We start from the raw sequence: 15,192 nt of genomic DNA, 5'->3' as shown, positions 1-15,192 counted from the left end.
CGCCGCTCCTTCCCCACGGAGATCCATCAGAAGCCCCCTAGGCGCGCCCGGACGTCCCGGTCCACCACCGTCCAGCGCGGCTGGCTTCCTCCCGTCTCCGCCCTTCGAAGAAGGCCCCGCATGACCCCCCGCACCGACCCTTCGCCGCACCTTCCCGTCGGCTTTCGTATCGACGGCTGGGAACTCGGCGCACTCATCGGATCCGGCGCCTGGGGCACCGTCCACGAGGCCCGCTCCGTCGCCGACGGCACCCCGGTCGCGGTGAAGGTGCTGCGCACCGACGCCCTGGCTCCCGGACAGCGGACCGCCCTCGGTGAACTCGTCCAGCGCGAAGTGCGGTTCAGCCAGGAGGCGGACCACCCCAACCTCGTACGGACCCATGCCGTGTGCACCGTCGAGGCGCCGGACCACCCCGATCTGGACGGGGCGATCGCCCTCGTCATGGACCGTGCCGAGCGCAGCCTGCTGGACGTGCTGGACGCCACCTCGGTCGGGCGCCCGATCCCCGACGCGGATCGTGTCCTGCGCTCGGTGGCCGCCGGTCTCGCGCACATGCACGGCGCCGGCTGGGTGCACGGGGATCTGAAACCGGCCAACATCCTGTTGAGTGGGGACGGCGAGGTGTGGCTCGCGGACTTCGGGGTCGCCGCCGAACTGGATGGCACCCACGCCCACATGCCTCCGCTCGGCACCCTCGACCACCTGCCGCCCGAGTGGTGGTCGCAGCGCACCGACTCCCGGGGCACGGTCGTCCGCCCGACCGCCGACATCTGGGCGTTCGGCGTCCTCGCCCACCAGGTGCTCACGGGCGGGCTGCACCCGTTCCCGGGGGCCACCGCCAGGGCCCGCTCCCTCGCCGCCCAGGCCTACGCACGGGGGAGCGCACCACTGCGACTGGAGGCAGGGATCGAAGAGAGCAGGCGCCGGCTGATCGCGGACTGCCTGTCGGCGGACCACACCACGCGTCTCCAGTACACCGCCGACGTCCTCAAGGCCCGCGTCGACGAGCTCTCCGGTGTGCCCCGCCGCCGTCGCCGGCGGCTGGTGCCGGTCGTCGCGGGTGTCACGGCGGTGGCCGCCGCCGTGACCGGCGCGCTCCTGCTGCGGGGGAACGGCGGTGCCGACGACGCGGGTGGCCGCGGCGCATCCCCCACGGCCACGGCCACGGCCGCAGCCACGGGCACCCCCAGTCCGGTGGCGGTGGCCGCGGGCGAGATACCACTGGCCTCCGACGTGCCCGAGGCACTGCGCCCGGTCATCGTGAAGGCCGCCCACCGCTGTACCGACAAGGAGATCACCCCCATCGTGCTCGCCGCCATGCTCAAGGCGGAGAGCGGGTTCGACGCGAAGGCGGCCCGCCCGGGCTCCGAGGAGTTCGGCATCGCGATGTGGACGCCCTCGGTGTTCCGCGCCTGGGCCGTGGACGGGGACGGCGACGGCGACAAGGACTACATGTCGCCGCCGGACGCGATCTCGACCATGAGCCTGTACGTGTGCTGGCTCGACCAGCGTTTCAAGGAGGCCGGGCTGCCGGAGAAGGACCTCGTCAAGCTCGTCGTGGCCGGCTACCGCACGAGTGACCGTACGGTCATCGAGGAGCGCGGTGTCCCCGAGCGCGTGCTGCCCCACGTGGAGAAGGTGATGAGCTATCTCGCCGAGTACGAACAGGTGAGCCGGGCCCCAGCCGTCCGCAGGGTCCCGACTCCCGAACTCTCTCCCTGATCGCGGCGACTACGACCCGGCGCAGTCCGGTACGTCCGGCAGCCGGTTGTCGGGCGAGTTGATGTAGATGTTGGAGATATAGCCGCCGTACTGGGGCAGATACGCCCACCACTCGTTGGTGTAGGGCGGCACGCTGACGGTCTGGCCCTTCTTCTGGCAGCCCACCAACACCTCGACCCCGGCGGGCAGTTGGGTCATCCGGGGGTTGGCGGTGGACGGGTCCCTGCGGACGTTCACGTGCTCGCTCCAGGTCCCGTACCACTTCCCCGAGGGCCGTACCCCGCCGGGCACGTTCAGGGAGCGGGTCAGCCGGCCGATGTCGGTGTACGCCTTGCCGTACGACGTGCCGGCCGGGTGGAGCGTCAGGACGGCCACGATGGTGCGGTCGCCCGCGCCGACGGTGCCGGTGGTGTGCAGCGCCGGGAGGGTGAGGTTCACGTCCGCCGCGGCACGGCTCTCCGCGGCGGTGGCCCGCTGGGCGGTGGTCGTCTTCGCCGTCGCCGCGCTCTCCGAGGAGCACGTGCCCTCCGGGAACGAGGAGCCCGCCCAGCCCTGCTTCACGGCCCAGGGGCGGTCGAACGCGCCGACGATGCCGAAGTGCTGGTCGAAGGCGTCCGTGGAGGCGCAACGCGTGGACTGGCGCAGGTTGCCCATGACGAACTCGCGCACGGGCGCCGGCGCAGTATCGAGGAGGTAGCGGTAGATCTTCACGATGTCGCGGGCCGACAGGGCCGTGTAGCCCCAGTAGCCCTCCGAACCGGCAGGCGGTGGGGCGGTGTCGGTCAGGTCGAGCAGGCGGGCCATCCGGTTGATGATCGCCGAACCGCCGTACGTAGACCAATAGTAGCTGGCCGCGTCGTCGTCGCTGCTGCGCAGCATGGGCTCCAGCCGGGCCCGGTCGGCGGCCGGGATGGAGTAGGACGGCCCGCGGTTCCACAGGAAGTCCAGGGTCAGCAGCAGCTTGACGACCGAGGCGGACCTGAACTGCGTTGCGGAGTTGAGCTGTTCGGTGAAGGTCCCCGTCTGCCGGTCGAAGACGGCGACCCCGGCGGTGACGCCGTCGGGTACCTGGACGGCGCGCGCTTGGGCGGTGGGCGCCTGCGCGGCGGCGCCGGCCGGGGTGGCCGCGCCGGTGCTCAGGACCAGCAGCGCGGCGGCGGACGCGAGAAGTGTTCTTGCCTTGTGCCCGACCGTTCCGCGCAGGCGAGCGGTGCGGTGCGTGCTGCGTGTGTCCCCCCGGGAAACCTGCATGTCTACCACCGGTCGACTCCGTTGATCTGGGTGCATTCGTCGGCCGAGGCCTGCGCGGGCCGGACGGGTTCGGCGAGCGTGATCCCGTTGGCCGGCGCGCGGTCGGCCGCCGTGGAGGCGAGAATGGAACGGAGCGGATGCATGGAAGCTGTCTCTGCCCTTCGTCGGTGAGGCCCCCGGCGGCACGGCCCGTGAGGCAACTCGAACCCTAGGAAGAGAGACGGGCGACGGGTCCTGACGAGTGTCAGGGTGACGGCGCCCGGCCCCCGAAGACGCGCCGCACGCCGGTCCGCGGCCCGTCGCCGCCGCCGGGCCGCGCGCGACCGGCCGTGCTTCGCCGCCGCGGCCCACCCGCCACGCGGCTTCGCCGAGTACGGCCGTAACGGCAGTGGGGTATGGGCAGTTGGGCCCATCGCGAGTGGTCGGCACGGCACCCGGGACTGTAGGCGCGACAGCGTGCCGCACCGACGGGCAGGCTGTCACCCCATGGGCGGATGTACGGGCCTGTCTCATCGCGTGTGAGGAGGCGTGGACCACGCTGTCGCGTGGGTAGGGCCCTTGCCGGGGACCACCCGGAGCGTCCCGAAGCGTCGTACGGCATCTCCTGCCCCGGCGGATGCCAGGCGTCCGTCCACCGGGGTCCGGCCCGGCATGTGTGGCGGCTCCTCCGAAGGCTCGGGCGGGGTGGTTCGTCCCGTGGCCGTCCCGGCCGGCGGCGGGGCACCCGCGGGCGTCTCAGGGGTGGTTGAGAAATCGACATGACTGTCATGTTCCATTCCGGGGCATGCATTCCGTGAACGTGTTCGAGCAGGAGGGGAACCGACATCGGCACGCGGGCGGGGGTCATGAAGAGGCAGGCACGAGGAGGCGGTCCCGTGGTATCCGGGGCCTTCTCGGCGAAGACGGTGAAGACGACCAAGACGGCGGAGGGCGCGGCGGACGGAGCGACCGACCAGCACGGCTTTCCACAGCTCAGGCTGAGGCTCGGGCGCTGCGACCTACGGGCGGTGCCGCAGGTCCGCAGGGCGCTGCGGGACCTGCTCGCCCCCTGGGGGCGGCCCGGACGATCCGAGATAGCGGAGCTGCTGACCAGCGAACTCGTCACCAACGCCCTCATACACACCAACTACGACGCACTGCTGACTGCCACGGTCGGCCCGCGCGGACTCCGGGTGGAAGTACGGGACTTCGTGGCACACAGGCCGAGACTGCGGGTACCGAACGCCGACGACGGTACGCACGGCAGAGGCCTGATCCTGGTGCAGTCCCTCGCGGACGCGTGGGGGGTACGGGTGCACGGGGTGGGGAAGGCGGTGTGGTTCGAACTGGACGGGGCGGCGACCTGAAACTGGACGGGGGCACGGCATGAACTGCCGTGCCCCCGTCCAGAGTTGAGGCCTCGGGCGGCCTCGGTCCGGATCAGCCGAACTGCTGCTCCAGGTCCTTCAGCTTGCGCTCGAGGGAGTCGAGTCGGGGGAGCGCCATTGTGTCGTCCTCCGCGGTGAGATCGACCGTCGAGGACTCAGTCCCTCGGCGGACGGGCTGCAACGAGGGCCGGGCGGCGCGGGCGGGTAGTTCCGGCGTTGATATGGCAGGCTCCGCGGCGACCTGGGTGGCCGCTTGGGCCGGCTGGAGTTCCGCCTGACGGCCACCGCGGCCGATCATTCCGCGGTGGCCGCGGGTGATCGCCTTGATGCGGGCACGGTCCAGCTTCTCCTGGTCGCGCCGACGCAGGCGGTTCTGCTCCTTCTCCCGCTTGTCCTCACGGACTTCCTCGACCGCCTCGTCCAGGCTGCGCACGTTCTCGAGCAGCATCAGCGACCAGGCGCCGTAGGTCTCACGCGGGGCACGCAGCCACCGTACGATCCGGATCTGCGGCAGCGGCCGGGGCACCAGGCCCTGCTCGCGCAGCGCGGCACGGCGGGTCTGCTTCAGCGCGCGGTCGAAGAGGACGGCGGCGGACAGGGACATGCCGGCGAAGAAGTGGGGGGCACCCGCGTGGTCGAGGCCCCTGGGGGCGTGCACCCAGTTGAACCAGGCGGCGGCGGCCGCGAACGTCCACACGAGTATCCGGGAGCCGAGCGCCGCGTCACCGTGGCTGGCCTCGCGCACCGCGAGGACGGAGCAGAACATGGCCGCGCCGTCCAGGCCGAACGGCACCAGGTACTGCCAGCCGCCGGAGAGGTTCAGGTTCTGCTCGCCGAAGCCGACCAGTCCGTGGAAGGAGAGCGCGGCAGCGACCGCGGCACAGCAGAAGAGCAGTACGTAGGAGGCGGTGCCGTAGACGGCCTCCTTGCGCCTGCGGCGCTCTTCGGTGCGCTCCCACGAGTCGTCGGCGTGGGTCTTCTCCCCGGCGCGCTTTCCACGCGCGAGCACCGCAACCGCCGCCAGCAGGCCCAGGAGCAGCACGGCGCCGGGAAGCAGCCAGTTCAGCGATATGTCGGTCAGTCTCATCTGGGGTCCCTTGCATTGGGATAGGGCGTAACGCCCGTCATAGTGGCCCAATCCCGTGCGTCCTCAGAGGGTTTCGGGGCAAGAGGCCGCCAAGGGAGTGCAAGGGTATGCGCGAGGACGGCATTCTGCTCGAACTGCCGCGTGAGGAGCGGGAGTTGAGTTCGAGTTAGATTACCCTTACGGGTGGTTCCACGGAAAGTTCTTGCGGCAAGTGAGGATTCTGTGAATCGACCGTAACCAAAGGTGCTGCCGGGGCGTGACCAAGGTGCCTGGTGCTGTGGCGAGTTGATCTTATGTGACGCGGACTCGGTTCGACTCGGTCCATGGTCACGGTGTCATTCCGATGTCTCCGCGTCAGCTCGCTTGCCGCCGCGTCAGCTCGCTGTCGCAGCCTCAGCCCGTTGCCGCCTCCGCCGCTGCGGACGCCTCCGCCGTCAGCTTCGCGATGCGGACCGCCTCCGAGTTGCGCGGGCAGTTGGCGCAGGTGTCCTCGGCGTCGAGCGTGTAGTAGAAGCAGCAGCTCGCCCGGTCGCGCGTGGACAGGCACTCGCCGTTCGGACCGGTCACCTCGCGGAACGCGGCCGTGCCGACGTACGGCATGGTCGTGCCGGGAAACAGCCGCTCCAGCTCGTCCCGCGCGCGCCGCTGCTCGCCCAGGAGACCGGCGACGTACCAGAGACTCTCGACGACCTCGTCCGTCGCCATGCCCCACAGGGCGTGGCCCCGGCGGCGCGTCCGTGGCCCGAACGCGCGGAGGAGCGGTTCCAGGTGCTCGGCCACGGCGGACCGTGCCGCCGCGCGCAGGGCCTCCTCGTCGCGGACGACACGGGCGCCGGGCAGCGCGGCCGCCGGGTCGTCCGGCAGACAGGCGAACTCGCCGACGCGTACGGCGATACGGCCGGGCATGCGCTGGAAGGTGACGTGCTCCACGGGAAAGCGGGGGACCCGGCGCAGCAGAAACCACGGCACCGTGATCAGCAGACAGGCCGGCCAGGCGTATCGGTGCAGGCCGAAGGTGGCGATGACGTCCGGGCGGGCCCGCCGTCCGTGGTCCCTGAGCACCTGTGCGTCGTCCCACGCGAGGAACGCGTCGAGGTCGGCGCCGCCTTCCGCGAGCCCGGCGACGGCGATCCTCCCGCCGCCCGTCGGGGCCGCTTCGTCCGGCGCGAGCTCTGTGACACCCAGGGCCGGGAGTACCTCGGTCATCCGCGCGTACGCCGCTGTGAGGGCCGAGCCGACCGGGTGCACCTCTGCGCCGGGCGGGGTCTCGGCCGGGGCGGGAGCGGACATGCAAGGGACCCCGTTCCGTGTTCAGTTGCAGGTTAGGCTTACCTTACCCGATAGGGTCGAGGTTTACCCTGTTCTGTCGGGGTCGCTCCGTACCCCGCCCGAAATACTCACCACCACCGCCCGTTCTGGAGGAGGCTCCCGTGGAGAAGGCCGGTTCGCGCGAGGCGTACGGCTCCGCATCCGCAGGAGACCCTTCGGAAACCGACCCTGGGTCGGCGGCGCCACGGGTACCCGCGCAGGCGCAGGCCCGAGCGGCGGACGAGGGCCGGGAGGGCCGGGAGGACAGGGACGGTCGGGAGGGCAGGGAGCGCCGGGCCAACGGGGTGGCGGGCCGGGCGTACGGCGAAGGCGTCCCGCGGGATGCCGCCGCACCTGTCGGCGCGGCTTCAGCTCCTGCTTCCGCCCCCGGTCCCGCACCCGCACCCGCATCCGCACCTGCGCCCGCCCCCGTCGAGCACGCGGCTCGCGGGGAGCACACGCACAGTGAGACCCCGATCCCGCAGCCGAGGGTGACGCGGGATGGGCTCCCGGCCTCGGCGGATGCGCCGGGAGCCGCGGCCCGAGGTGGCTCCGGAGGCCGTGCCGCCCCCGCCCCCGGCCCTGCCACGCACCGGGGCTTCGACACACCCGGCGATCGGGGCGACCGGGGCGATCGGGGCGTCCCCGCGGCCCGTACGCCCGCCGTGCCCCCGGCCACCCGCCCCGTGATCCAGCGGGCGTCCGTCCGCGGCCAGATCCTCGACGCACTGCGGGCCGCCCTCGTGAGCGGCGAACTCGCTCCCGGTGAGGTCTACTCCGCCCCCGCGCTCGGCGAGAGCTTCGGCGTCTCGGCGACCCCCGTGCGCGAGGCCATGCAGCAGCTCGCCGTCGAGGGCGCCGTGGAGGTCGTACCGAACCGGGGCTTCCGCGTCGTCCAGCGCGGCGCCCGCGAGCTGGCCGAACTCGCCGAGATCCGCGGGCTGATCGAGGCGCCCGTGCTGTTGCGCCTGGCCCGCACGCTGCCGGCCGACCACTGGGACGACATGCGCCCCCTCGCGGAGGAGACGGCCCGGGCGGCGGCCGCCGGCTGCCGGGCGACGTACGCCGAGGCCGATCGCGACTTCCATCGGGCGCTCCTCGGCCTCGCGGGCAACGAGCAGCTCGTCCGCATCGCGGACGAACTCCACCGGCGGGCGCAGTGGCCCCTCGGCGGCAGCCCCACCGCGCGCGACCGCCTCGAACTGATGGCGGACGCGGCGCAGCACATTGCCCTGCTGGACGCGCTGTCCGCCGAGGACCACTCGGCGGTTGAAGCGCTGTTGCGGGAGCACTTCGTCAGTATGTGAGCGCTCGCCGGGGTGTGTCCTGTGGCTGCCGCCGGATTGTGTTCCGTGCGCGGGTGCGTGAGGGCTGGTCGCGCCCACGCGGCGGAGCCGCACATGTCACAGCCCCGCGCCCCATTGCGACTCGGGGCGCGGGGCTCAGGTCACTCAAGTCCCTAGGCCGTTGCCGCCGGTGGGTTCAGCTGGTCCGCCAGCCAGGTGGGTACGCCGCCCAGGAGGCGGAACAGCCGTCCCGCCTCGGCCCGTAGGCGGGAGGCCTCCGGCTCGGTCTCCGCGTCGGCCAGTGACGCCAGCGCCGGAGCCGTACCCACCAGGTAGCCCAACTCCTCCCGGATGCGCAGGGATTCGCCGAAGCCGTGCCTGGCCTCCGTCAACTCGCCGTCGCGCAGGGCGAGTCCGGCGAGGTGGCGCCAGGTGAACGACAGCAGGAGGGAGTCGTCCTGGGCGGTGGCACCGGCGTGGGCGCGGCGGTAGGCGGCGCGCGCGGACTGCGGGGACCGGGCGAGGTTCTCGGCGAGCAGCCCGCGCCGGAAGTCGAGCAGGGCCCGGCCCGGAGCGCCGGGTGCGATCAGCGCGGCGGCGCGGCCGAGCGCGGCCCGTGCCTCGTCGGCCCGGTCGCGCACGGCGAGCAGCGTGGACGCGTACGCGAGCTGCCCGCGCTCGCAGGCGGCGGCGCCCCGCTCGTCGTCGGACTGGGCCAGTGCCTCCGCCGTACGCAGCGCGTCCTCCGCCTCCGCCCACCCCTGCTCGGTGTAGAGGCACCGCTCGACGAGGAGCGAGGCCCGCTGGAGCGCGGCCGGCGCGGTGCGCGGTTCGAGGAGCGCGGCCGCGTCGGCCCAGCAGGCCCGTGAGCGAAGCCGCCACACCGCGGTCTGGAGTGGATCGTCCCCTGCAGTGGTTCCGGAACCAGACATGGCGGTATGCGCCACGTTGCCCTCCCCGAGCACGCCATTGAGCTGTTGAGTGGTGGCGGCATCTCAGCACGAATCCGCTCGCCCGGCCAAGGGGGTGGGTGAAGGATTTCACAAAGTCGTGGGACAAGCGGTGCGGCGGCGTGGACACTTGGCGCCACCCGCCCGGCACCCTTGTGACCTCAGCTCATCCGCAATGCGAGGAAGAAGTCCAGCTTGTCCTCCAGCCGCGAAAGATCGCGACTCGTCAACTGCTCGATGCGTCCCACCCGGTAGCGCAGCGTGTTGACGTGCAGGTGCAGACGGGCCGCGCAGCGGGTCCAGGAGCCGTCGCAGTCGAGGAACGCCTCCAGGGTCGGGATCAGCTCGGCCCGGTGGCGCCGGTCGTACTCGCGGAGGGGATCGAGGAGCCGCGCGGTGAAGGCGCGACGCACGTCGTCGGGCACGAAGGGCAGGAGCAGGACGTGGGACGCCAGCTCCTGGTGCCCGGCCGCGCACACCCGGCCGGGCCGCGCCGCGGCGACCCGGCGCGCGTGCCTGGCCTCTTCCAGGGCGCCGCGCAGCCCCTCCGCCGAGTGCACGCAGGCGCTGACGCCGAGCGTGAGCCGCCCGTCGTCGTCGAGGCCCGCCGACAGCGGATCGCGTACGGCCTCCAGCAGTGTGTCCGCGTGCAGCCCGGCTTCCGAGCCGTCGTGCTCCGAGGAAACCGCGGGGAGCGGCACGAGCGCGATGGCCTCGTCACCCGTGTGGGCTACCGCGATGCGGTCGGACGGCTCGGGGCCCGCCGACAGCGGGTCGACGAGGATCTCCTCCAGGAGTGACTGGGCCACCGGGCCGCCCTCGATCTCCCCGCCGTCCCACTCGACCCGGGCGACCACGACCTGCCAGTGCGGGGCCGCGCCGAGCCCCGGCAGCAGTACGGGCGCCGCGACCCGCAGCCGGGCCGCGATCTCGCCGGGCGCGGCACCGGTCTGCACCAGCTCCAGGACCTCCTGCGCGAGCCGCCGCCGCACGGTGCGCGCCGCGTCCCGCCGGTCCCGCTCGACGGAGATCAGCTGGGTCACGCCCTCCAGCAGGTCGAGCCGCTCCGCCGGCCAGTCCCCGGCGTCGGCCTCGACCGCGAGCAGCCAGTCCGACAGGACGGTCTCGCGGACGTCCCGCACGCCTGCCGTGCCCGTGGTGCCTGCCGCGCCCGCCGTGCCCCGGACGGTGCTGCGGACCGGGAAGAGCGAGTACGTCGTGCCGCCCACCGCCACCCGGTGCGGACCGCGCCGCCCGGTACGGACCGCCGCCAGGTGCTCGCCGGCCAGCGCCGCGCACACCCCGGACGGCAGCCCCGGCTCGGCGAGGTGCGAGCCCGCGATGAGGCGCCCGGCGGGGGAGAGCACCCAGGCCCGCAGATCCAGGTCGGAACCGAGCAGGTCGAGGACCACGTCCGGGCCGCCGCCCGCGGGACCCGAGGTCATCATCCGGCGGTGCCGGTCCACCACGGCCGCCAGATCCCCGGCGCGCTCGCCCGACACCTGCCGTACGACGTGCTCGGTGATCGTCGCGAAGGCCACCGACTCGTTGACGGCGAACAACGGCAGCCGGTGCCGCGCACACGCCGCCACCAGGTCCTCCGGCACGCGGCCCAGCTCGGCCTCGCCCGCGGCCAGCGCGGTCACCCCGGCGCCCGTGAGGATGCGTACGAAGGGCTCGGAGTCGGTGGCGTCGCGGCGCCAGGCGAGCCCGGTGAGGACCAGCTCGCCGCCCGAGAGATAGCGGCTCGGGTCCCGCAGGTCCGTGGTCATCACGCCACGGACCGTGCGGTCCAGCTCGTCCTCGCCACCGAGCAGCCGCAGGCCCAGCGCGTCCGTGTCCAGCAGTGCGCGCAGCCGCATTCTCGTCGCCGCCGTTCTGTCTCGAAATCTACGATGGATCTGGATGGTCCCTGACGGGGCCGGAGAGCGGGGCCCGCCACACGGGGTCCCCGGGCTCGGCAGAGCGGGTCCGAAAGGCCCGAAGGCCCCGAGGGGTCCGGAGGACGGTGTTCGATGCTTTCAGAGGGCTGTGCTCAATGCTTCCAAAGGAAGACGGCGGGGTTACTGATGACCTCCGTTCATACGAATCTACAAGATGCGCACCCTGGCCAGCCAACTCCTTCATGGTTTCCGTGACTGACCCGTGTGCCGGACGGCACTGTGTACTGATGTCAACCCACGTGAACAACTCATGAACGAGCCGGGCCCGCCGCACCCGATCTGGCTTGAACAGAACCATCCACGAGACGAAGAAGAGAGCCGGTCATGGACTTCCTTCGCCCCGCCAGCTGGGAGGAGGCGCTCGCCGCGAAGGCCGAGCACCCCACCGCTGTGCCGATTGCGGGTGGCACCGATGTGATGGTCGAGATCAACTTCGACCACCGCAGGCCCGAGTACCTGCTGGACCTGAACCGCATCGGCGAGCTGGACGAGTGGGAGGTCGGCGAGGAGTCCGTCCGGCTCGGTGCCTCGGTCCCGTACACGGCGATCATGGAGCGGCTGCGCGGCGAGCTGCCCGGCCTGGCCCTGGCCTCCCACACGGTGGCCTCCCCGCAGATCCGCAACCGTGGCGGCGTCGGCGGCAACCTCGGCACCGCCTCCCCGGCAGGTGACGCCCACCCCGCCCTCCTCGCGGCAGGTGCCGAGGTCGAGGCCCAGTCCGTACGAGGCACGCGGCTGATCCCGATCGACGAGTTCTACACCGGCGTGAAGCGCAACGCGCTCGCTCCCGACGAGCTCATCAGGGCCGTCCACATCAAGAAGGCCGACGGCCCGCAGCAGTTCTCGAAGGTCGGCACCCGCAACGCCATGGTGATCGCGGTCTGCGCCTTCGGCCTGGCCCTGCACCCCGCCACCCGCACGGTCCGCACCGGCATCGGCTCGGCCGCGCCCACACCCGTACGGGCCAAGGCGGCCGAGGAGTTCCTGAACGCGGCGCTCGAAGAGGGCGGCTTCTGGGACAACGGCAGGATCATCACCCCGTCGGTCGCCAAGCAGTTCGCGGAGCTGTGCTCGGCCGCCTGCAGCCCGATCGACGACGTCCGGGGCACGGCGAGCTACCGCCGCCACGCGGTCGGCATCATGGCCCGCCGCACGCTGACCTGGACCTGGGAGTCGTACCGCGGCACCGCCGCCCGCACGGAGGGAGTCGCGTAATGCGCGTCAATTTCACGGTCAACGGCCGTCCGCAGGAAGCCGACGACGTCTGGGAGGGCGAGAGCCTGCTCTACGTCCTGCGCGAGCGCATGGGCCTGCCCGGTTCCAAGAACGCCTGCGAGCAGGGCGAGTGCGGCTCCTGCACGGTCCGCCTCGACGGCGTACCGGTGTGTTCGTGTCTGGTCGCGGCCGGCCAGGTCGAGGGCCGCGAGGTGGTCACGGTCGAGGGCCTCGCCGACTTCGCCAAACAGCGTGCGGAGCACGGGAGTTGCGCCTCCGGAGGCTCCACAGGCTCCGGATCCTGCGGTACGCCCCTGGACGCGGCGAAACAATGGGAGGCCAGGCCTTCGGACTCCCAGACGGGCGGGGATGCCGAACTCTCCCCGATCCAGCAGGCGTTCATCGACGCCGGCGCCGTCCAGTGCGGATTCTGCACGCCCGGCCTGCTGGTCGCCGCCGACGAGATGCTGGAGCGCAACCCGACCCCGAGCGACGGGGACATCCGCGAGGCGTTGTCGGGCAACCTCTGCCGCTGCACCGGCTACGAGAAGATCATGGACGCGGTCCGCCTGGCGGCCGCCCGGCAGGGAGAGGCGGTCTGACCATGCCCGGCAAAAGCGCTCCCCTAGGCACTCCCACCAAGGTCACCCAGGGTTCCCGGACCAAGGGCGGCATCGGCGAGTCCACCCACCGCCCGGACGGCATCCTCAAGGTCACCGGCGAGTTCGCGTACTCCTCCGACATGTGGCACGAGGACATGCTGTGGGGCCAGATCCTGCGGTCCCCGGTCGCGCACGCCGAGATCGTCTCCATCGACACCGGTGAGGCCCTCGCGACGCCCGGCGTCTACGCCGTCATGACGTACGACGACCTGCCGACCGACGTGAAGAACTACGGCCTGGAGATCCAGGACACCCCGGTCCTCGCGCACGGCAAGGTACGCCACCACGGCGAGCCGGTCGCGATCGTCGCCGCCGACCACCCGGAGACCGCGCGCCGCGCAGCCGCCAAGATCAAGGTCGAGTACCGTGAACTCCCGGTCATCACCGATGAGTTGTCCGCGACCGCGCCGGACGCGATCCTCATCCACGAGGGCCGCGACGACCACCACTTCGGCCACGTCCCGCACCCGAACATCCTGCACCGCCAGCCGGTCATTCGCGGAGACGTGGCATCCGCTCGGGAACGCGCGGACGTCATCGTCGAGGGCGAGTACACCTTCGGCATGCAGGACCAGGCGTTCCTCGGCCCGGAGTCGGGCCTCGCGGTCCCGGCCGAGGACGGCGGCGTCGACCTCTACATCGCCACCCAGTGGCTGCACTCGGACCTCCGCCAGATCGCCCCGGTCCTCGGCCTGCCCGAGGACAAGGTCCGGATGACGCTCTCCGGCGTCGGCGGCGCGTTCGGCGGCCGCGAGGACCTGTCGATGCAGATCCACGCCTGTCTCCTGGCACTGCGCACGGGCAAGCCCGTCAAGATCGTCTACAACCGCTTCGAGTCGTTTTTCGGCCACGTCCACCGCCACCCCGCGAAGCTCTACTACGAGCACGGGGCCACCAAGGACGGCAAGCTCACGCACATGAAGTGCCGCATCGTCCTGGACGGCGGCGCGTACGCGTCGGCCTCCCCGGCGGTGGTCGGCAACGCGGCATCCCTGTCGGTCGGCCCGTACGTACTCGAAGACGTCGACATCGAGGCGATGGCGCTCTACTCCAACAACCCGCCCTGCGGCGCCATGCGCGGCTTCGGCGCGGTCCAGGCGTGCTTCGCCTACGAGGCGCAGATGGACAAGCTCGCCGACAAGGTGGGCATGGACCGCGTCGAGTTCCGCCGGCTGAACGCGATGTCGCAGGGCACGATCATGCCGACCGGCCAGCGGGTCGACTCCCCGGCCCCGGTCGCCGAACTCCTGCGCCGCGTCAAGGCGATGCCCATGCCGCCGGAGCAGCAGTGGCTCGCGGCCGGCGAGGCGGCGGACATCCGCCAGCTGCCGGGCGGCCTCTCCAACACCACCCACGGCGAAGGCGTCGTACGCGGCGTCGGCTACGCGGTCGGCATCAAGAACGTCGGCTTCTCCGAGGGCTTCGACGACTACTCGACGGCCAAGGTCCGCATGGAAGTCGTCGGCGGCGAACCGGTGGCCACCGTCCACACCGCGATGGCGGAGGTCGGCCAGGGCGGCGTCACCGTCCACGCGCAGATCGCCCGCACCGAGCTGGGCGTCGCCCAGGTGACGATCCACCCCGCGGACACACAGGTGGGCTCGGCCGGTTCGACCTCCGCGTCCCGCCAGACGTACGTCACCGGCGGCGCCGTCAAGAACTCCTGCGAGCTGGTCCGCGAGAAGGTCCTGGAGATCGGCCGCCGCAAGTTCGGTACGTACCACCCCGCCTGGGCCACCGCCGAGCTGCTCCTGGAGGGCGGCAAGGTCGTCACCGACGGCGGCGAGGTACTGGCCGACTTGGTGGACGTCCTGGAGAACGAATCCGTAGAGGTCGAGGAGGAGTGGCGGCACCGGCCGACCGAGGCCTTCGACCTCCGTACCGGCCAGGGCTTCGGCCACGTCCAGTACTCCTTCGCCGCCCACCGCGCGGTCGTCGAGGTGGACACCGAACTGGGCCTGGTGAAGGTCATCGAGCTGGCCTGCGCCCAGGACGTCGGCAAGGCACTCAACCCGCTGTCCGTCATCGGCCAGATCCAGGGCGGTACGACCCAGGGCCTGGGCATCGCGGTGATGGAGGAGATCATCGTCGACCCGAAGACGGCGAAGGTCAGGAACCCCTCCTTCACCGACTACCTCATCCCCACGATCCTCGACACGCCGACCATCCCCGTCGACGTGCTCGAACTCGCCGACGACCACGCGCCGTACGGGCTCCGCGGCGTCGGCGAGGCACCGACCCTGTCGTCGACTCCGGCCGTGCTAGCGGCAATTCGGAACGCGACGGGCCTGGAGCTCAACCGCACACCGGTACGTCCGGAGCACCTCACCGGAACGTAGCCCTCCGGAGGCTGGAAGAAGAGTTCCTCCAGGGGGACTTCGTCCCCCGATCCCCCCTTGTT

Annotated in this window: 12 protein-coding genes; 6 read left to right on the top strand and 6 right to left on the bottom strand. The window is 71.9% G+C overall.

Features of this window, described 5'->3' with window-relative positions:
* The first annotated feature begins 120 nt into the window (after positions 1–120).
* Positions 121–1,722, top strand: coding sequence for a serine/threonine-protein kinase (locus OHA11_RS08775; protein WP_266493788.1), 1,602 nt, complete (start codon positions 121–123; stop codon positions 1,720–1,722).
* 9 nt (positions 1,723–1,731) lie between these two features.
* Here the strand turns inward: OHA11_RS08775 and OHA11_RS08770 are convergent, their stop codons facing one another.
* Together OHA11_RS08770 and OHA11_RS08765 are read right to left on the bottom strand one after the other, a co-directional pair.
* Positions 1,732–2,973, bottom strand: a complete 1,242-nt coding sequence (locus OHA11_RS08770) for a hypothetical protein (protein ID WP_266493785.1) — start codon at positions 2,971–2,973, stop codon at positions 1,732–1,734.
* A gap of 2 nt (positions 2,974–2,975) precedes the next feature.
* Positions 2,976–3,116 carry a hypothetical protein gene (locus OHA11_RS08765; protein WP_266493782.1) on the bottom strand — a complete coding sequence of 47 codons (141 nt, stop codon included), beginning with the start codon at positions 3,114–3,116 and terminating at the stop codon, positions 2,976–2,978.
* Positions 3,117–3,818: 702 nt separating this feature from the next.
* Between OHA11_RS08765 and OHA11_RS08760 the strand changes: the two genes are divergently transcribed.
* The gene (locus OHA11_RS08760; RefSeq protein ID WP_266493780.1) at positions 3,819–4,319 is read left to right on the top strand and encodes an ATP-binding protein; all 501 of its coding nucleotides are present in this window, start codon (positions 3,819–3,821) and stop codon (positions 4,317–4,319) included.
* A gap of 73 nt (positions 4,320–4,392) precedes the next feature.
* On the opposite strand, the gene OHA11_RS08755 is transcribed toward OHA11_RS08760, so the two are convergent.
* Positions 4,393–5,427, bottom strand: coding sequence for a DUF2637 domain-containing protein (locus OHA11_RS08755; protein WP_266493777.1), 1,035 nt, complete (start codon positions 5,425–5,427; stop codon positions 4,393–4,395).
* A gap of 393 nt (positions 5,428–5,820) precedes the next feature.
* The gene (locus OHA11_RS08750) at positions 5,821–6,717 is read right to left on the bottom strand and encodes a (2Fe-2S)-binding protein (protein ID WP_266493776.1); all 897 of its coding nucleotides are present in this window, start codon (positions 6,715–6,717) and stop codon (positions 5,821–5,823) included.
* Positions 6,718–7,211: 494 nt separating this feature from the next.
* On the opposite strand from OHA11_RS08750, the gene OHA11_RS08745 reads away from it, so the two are divergent.
* Entirely contained in the window at positions 7,212–8,042 is an 831-nt protein-coding gene (locus OHA11_RS08745; RefSeq protein ID WP_266507043.1) for a GntR family transcriptional regulator, read from the top strand.
* Between the two features lie 152 nt (positions 8,043–8,194).
* Here OHA11_RS08745 and OHA11_RS08740 read toward each other — a convergent pair whose 3' ends face one another.
* Both OHA11_RS08740 and OHA11_RS08735 read right to left on the bottom strand, forming a co-directional pair.
* A complete protein-coding gene (locus OHA11_RS08740; protein ID WP_266493773.1) occupies positions 8,195–8,968 on the bottom strand; it encodes a hypothetical protein in 774 nt (257 codons plus the stop codon).
* 164 nt (positions 8,969–9,132) lie between these two features.
* Positions 9,133–10,833, bottom strand: coding sequence for a PucR family transcriptional regulator (locus OHA11_RS08735; RefSeq protein WP_266493771.1), 1,701 nt, complete (start codon positions 10,831–10,833; stop codon positions 9,133–9,135).
* A 405-nt stretch (positions 10,834–11,238) separates the two neighbouring features.
* Here OHA11_RS08735 and OHA11_RS08730 point away from each other — a divergent pair, with 405 nt between their 5' ends.
* From OHA11_RS08730 to OHA11_RS08720, 3 genes are read left to right on the top strand one after another with little or no spacing between them, the layout of a single operon-like run.
* Positions 11,239–12,129, top strand: a complete 891-nt coding sequence (locus tag OHA11_RS08730; RefSeq protein ID WP_266493770.1) for a xanthine dehydrogenase family protein subunit M — start codon at positions 11,239–11,241, stop codon at positions 12,127–12,129.
* Positions 12,129–12,731, top strand: a complete 603-nt coding sequence (locus tag OHA11_RS08725) for a (2Fe-2S)-binding protein (protein ID WP_266493768.1) — start codon at positions 12,129–12,131, stop codon at positions 12,729–12,731. The genes OHA11_RS08730 and OHA11_RS08725 overlap by 1 nt, the downstream gene beginning before the upstream one ends.
* A 2-nt stretch (positions 12,732–12,733) precedes the next feature.
* On the top strand, positions 12,734–15,130 hold the full coding sequence (locus OHA11_RS08720; RefSeq protein ID WP_266493766.1) for a xanthine dehydrogenase family protein molybdopterin-binding subunit: 2,397 nt from the start codon (positions 12,734–12,736) through the stop codon (positions 15,128–15,130).
* Positions 15,131–15,192: the final 62 nt, after the last annotated feature.

Origin of the sequence: Streptomyces sp. NBC_00878 (assembly GCF_026341515.1) — a bacterium.
Taxonomy (GTDB): domain Bacteria; phylum Actinomycetota; class Actinomycetes; order Streptomycetales; family Streptomycetaceae; genus Streptomyces.
This window is presented reverse-complemented; position numbering and strand designations above follow the sequence as displayed.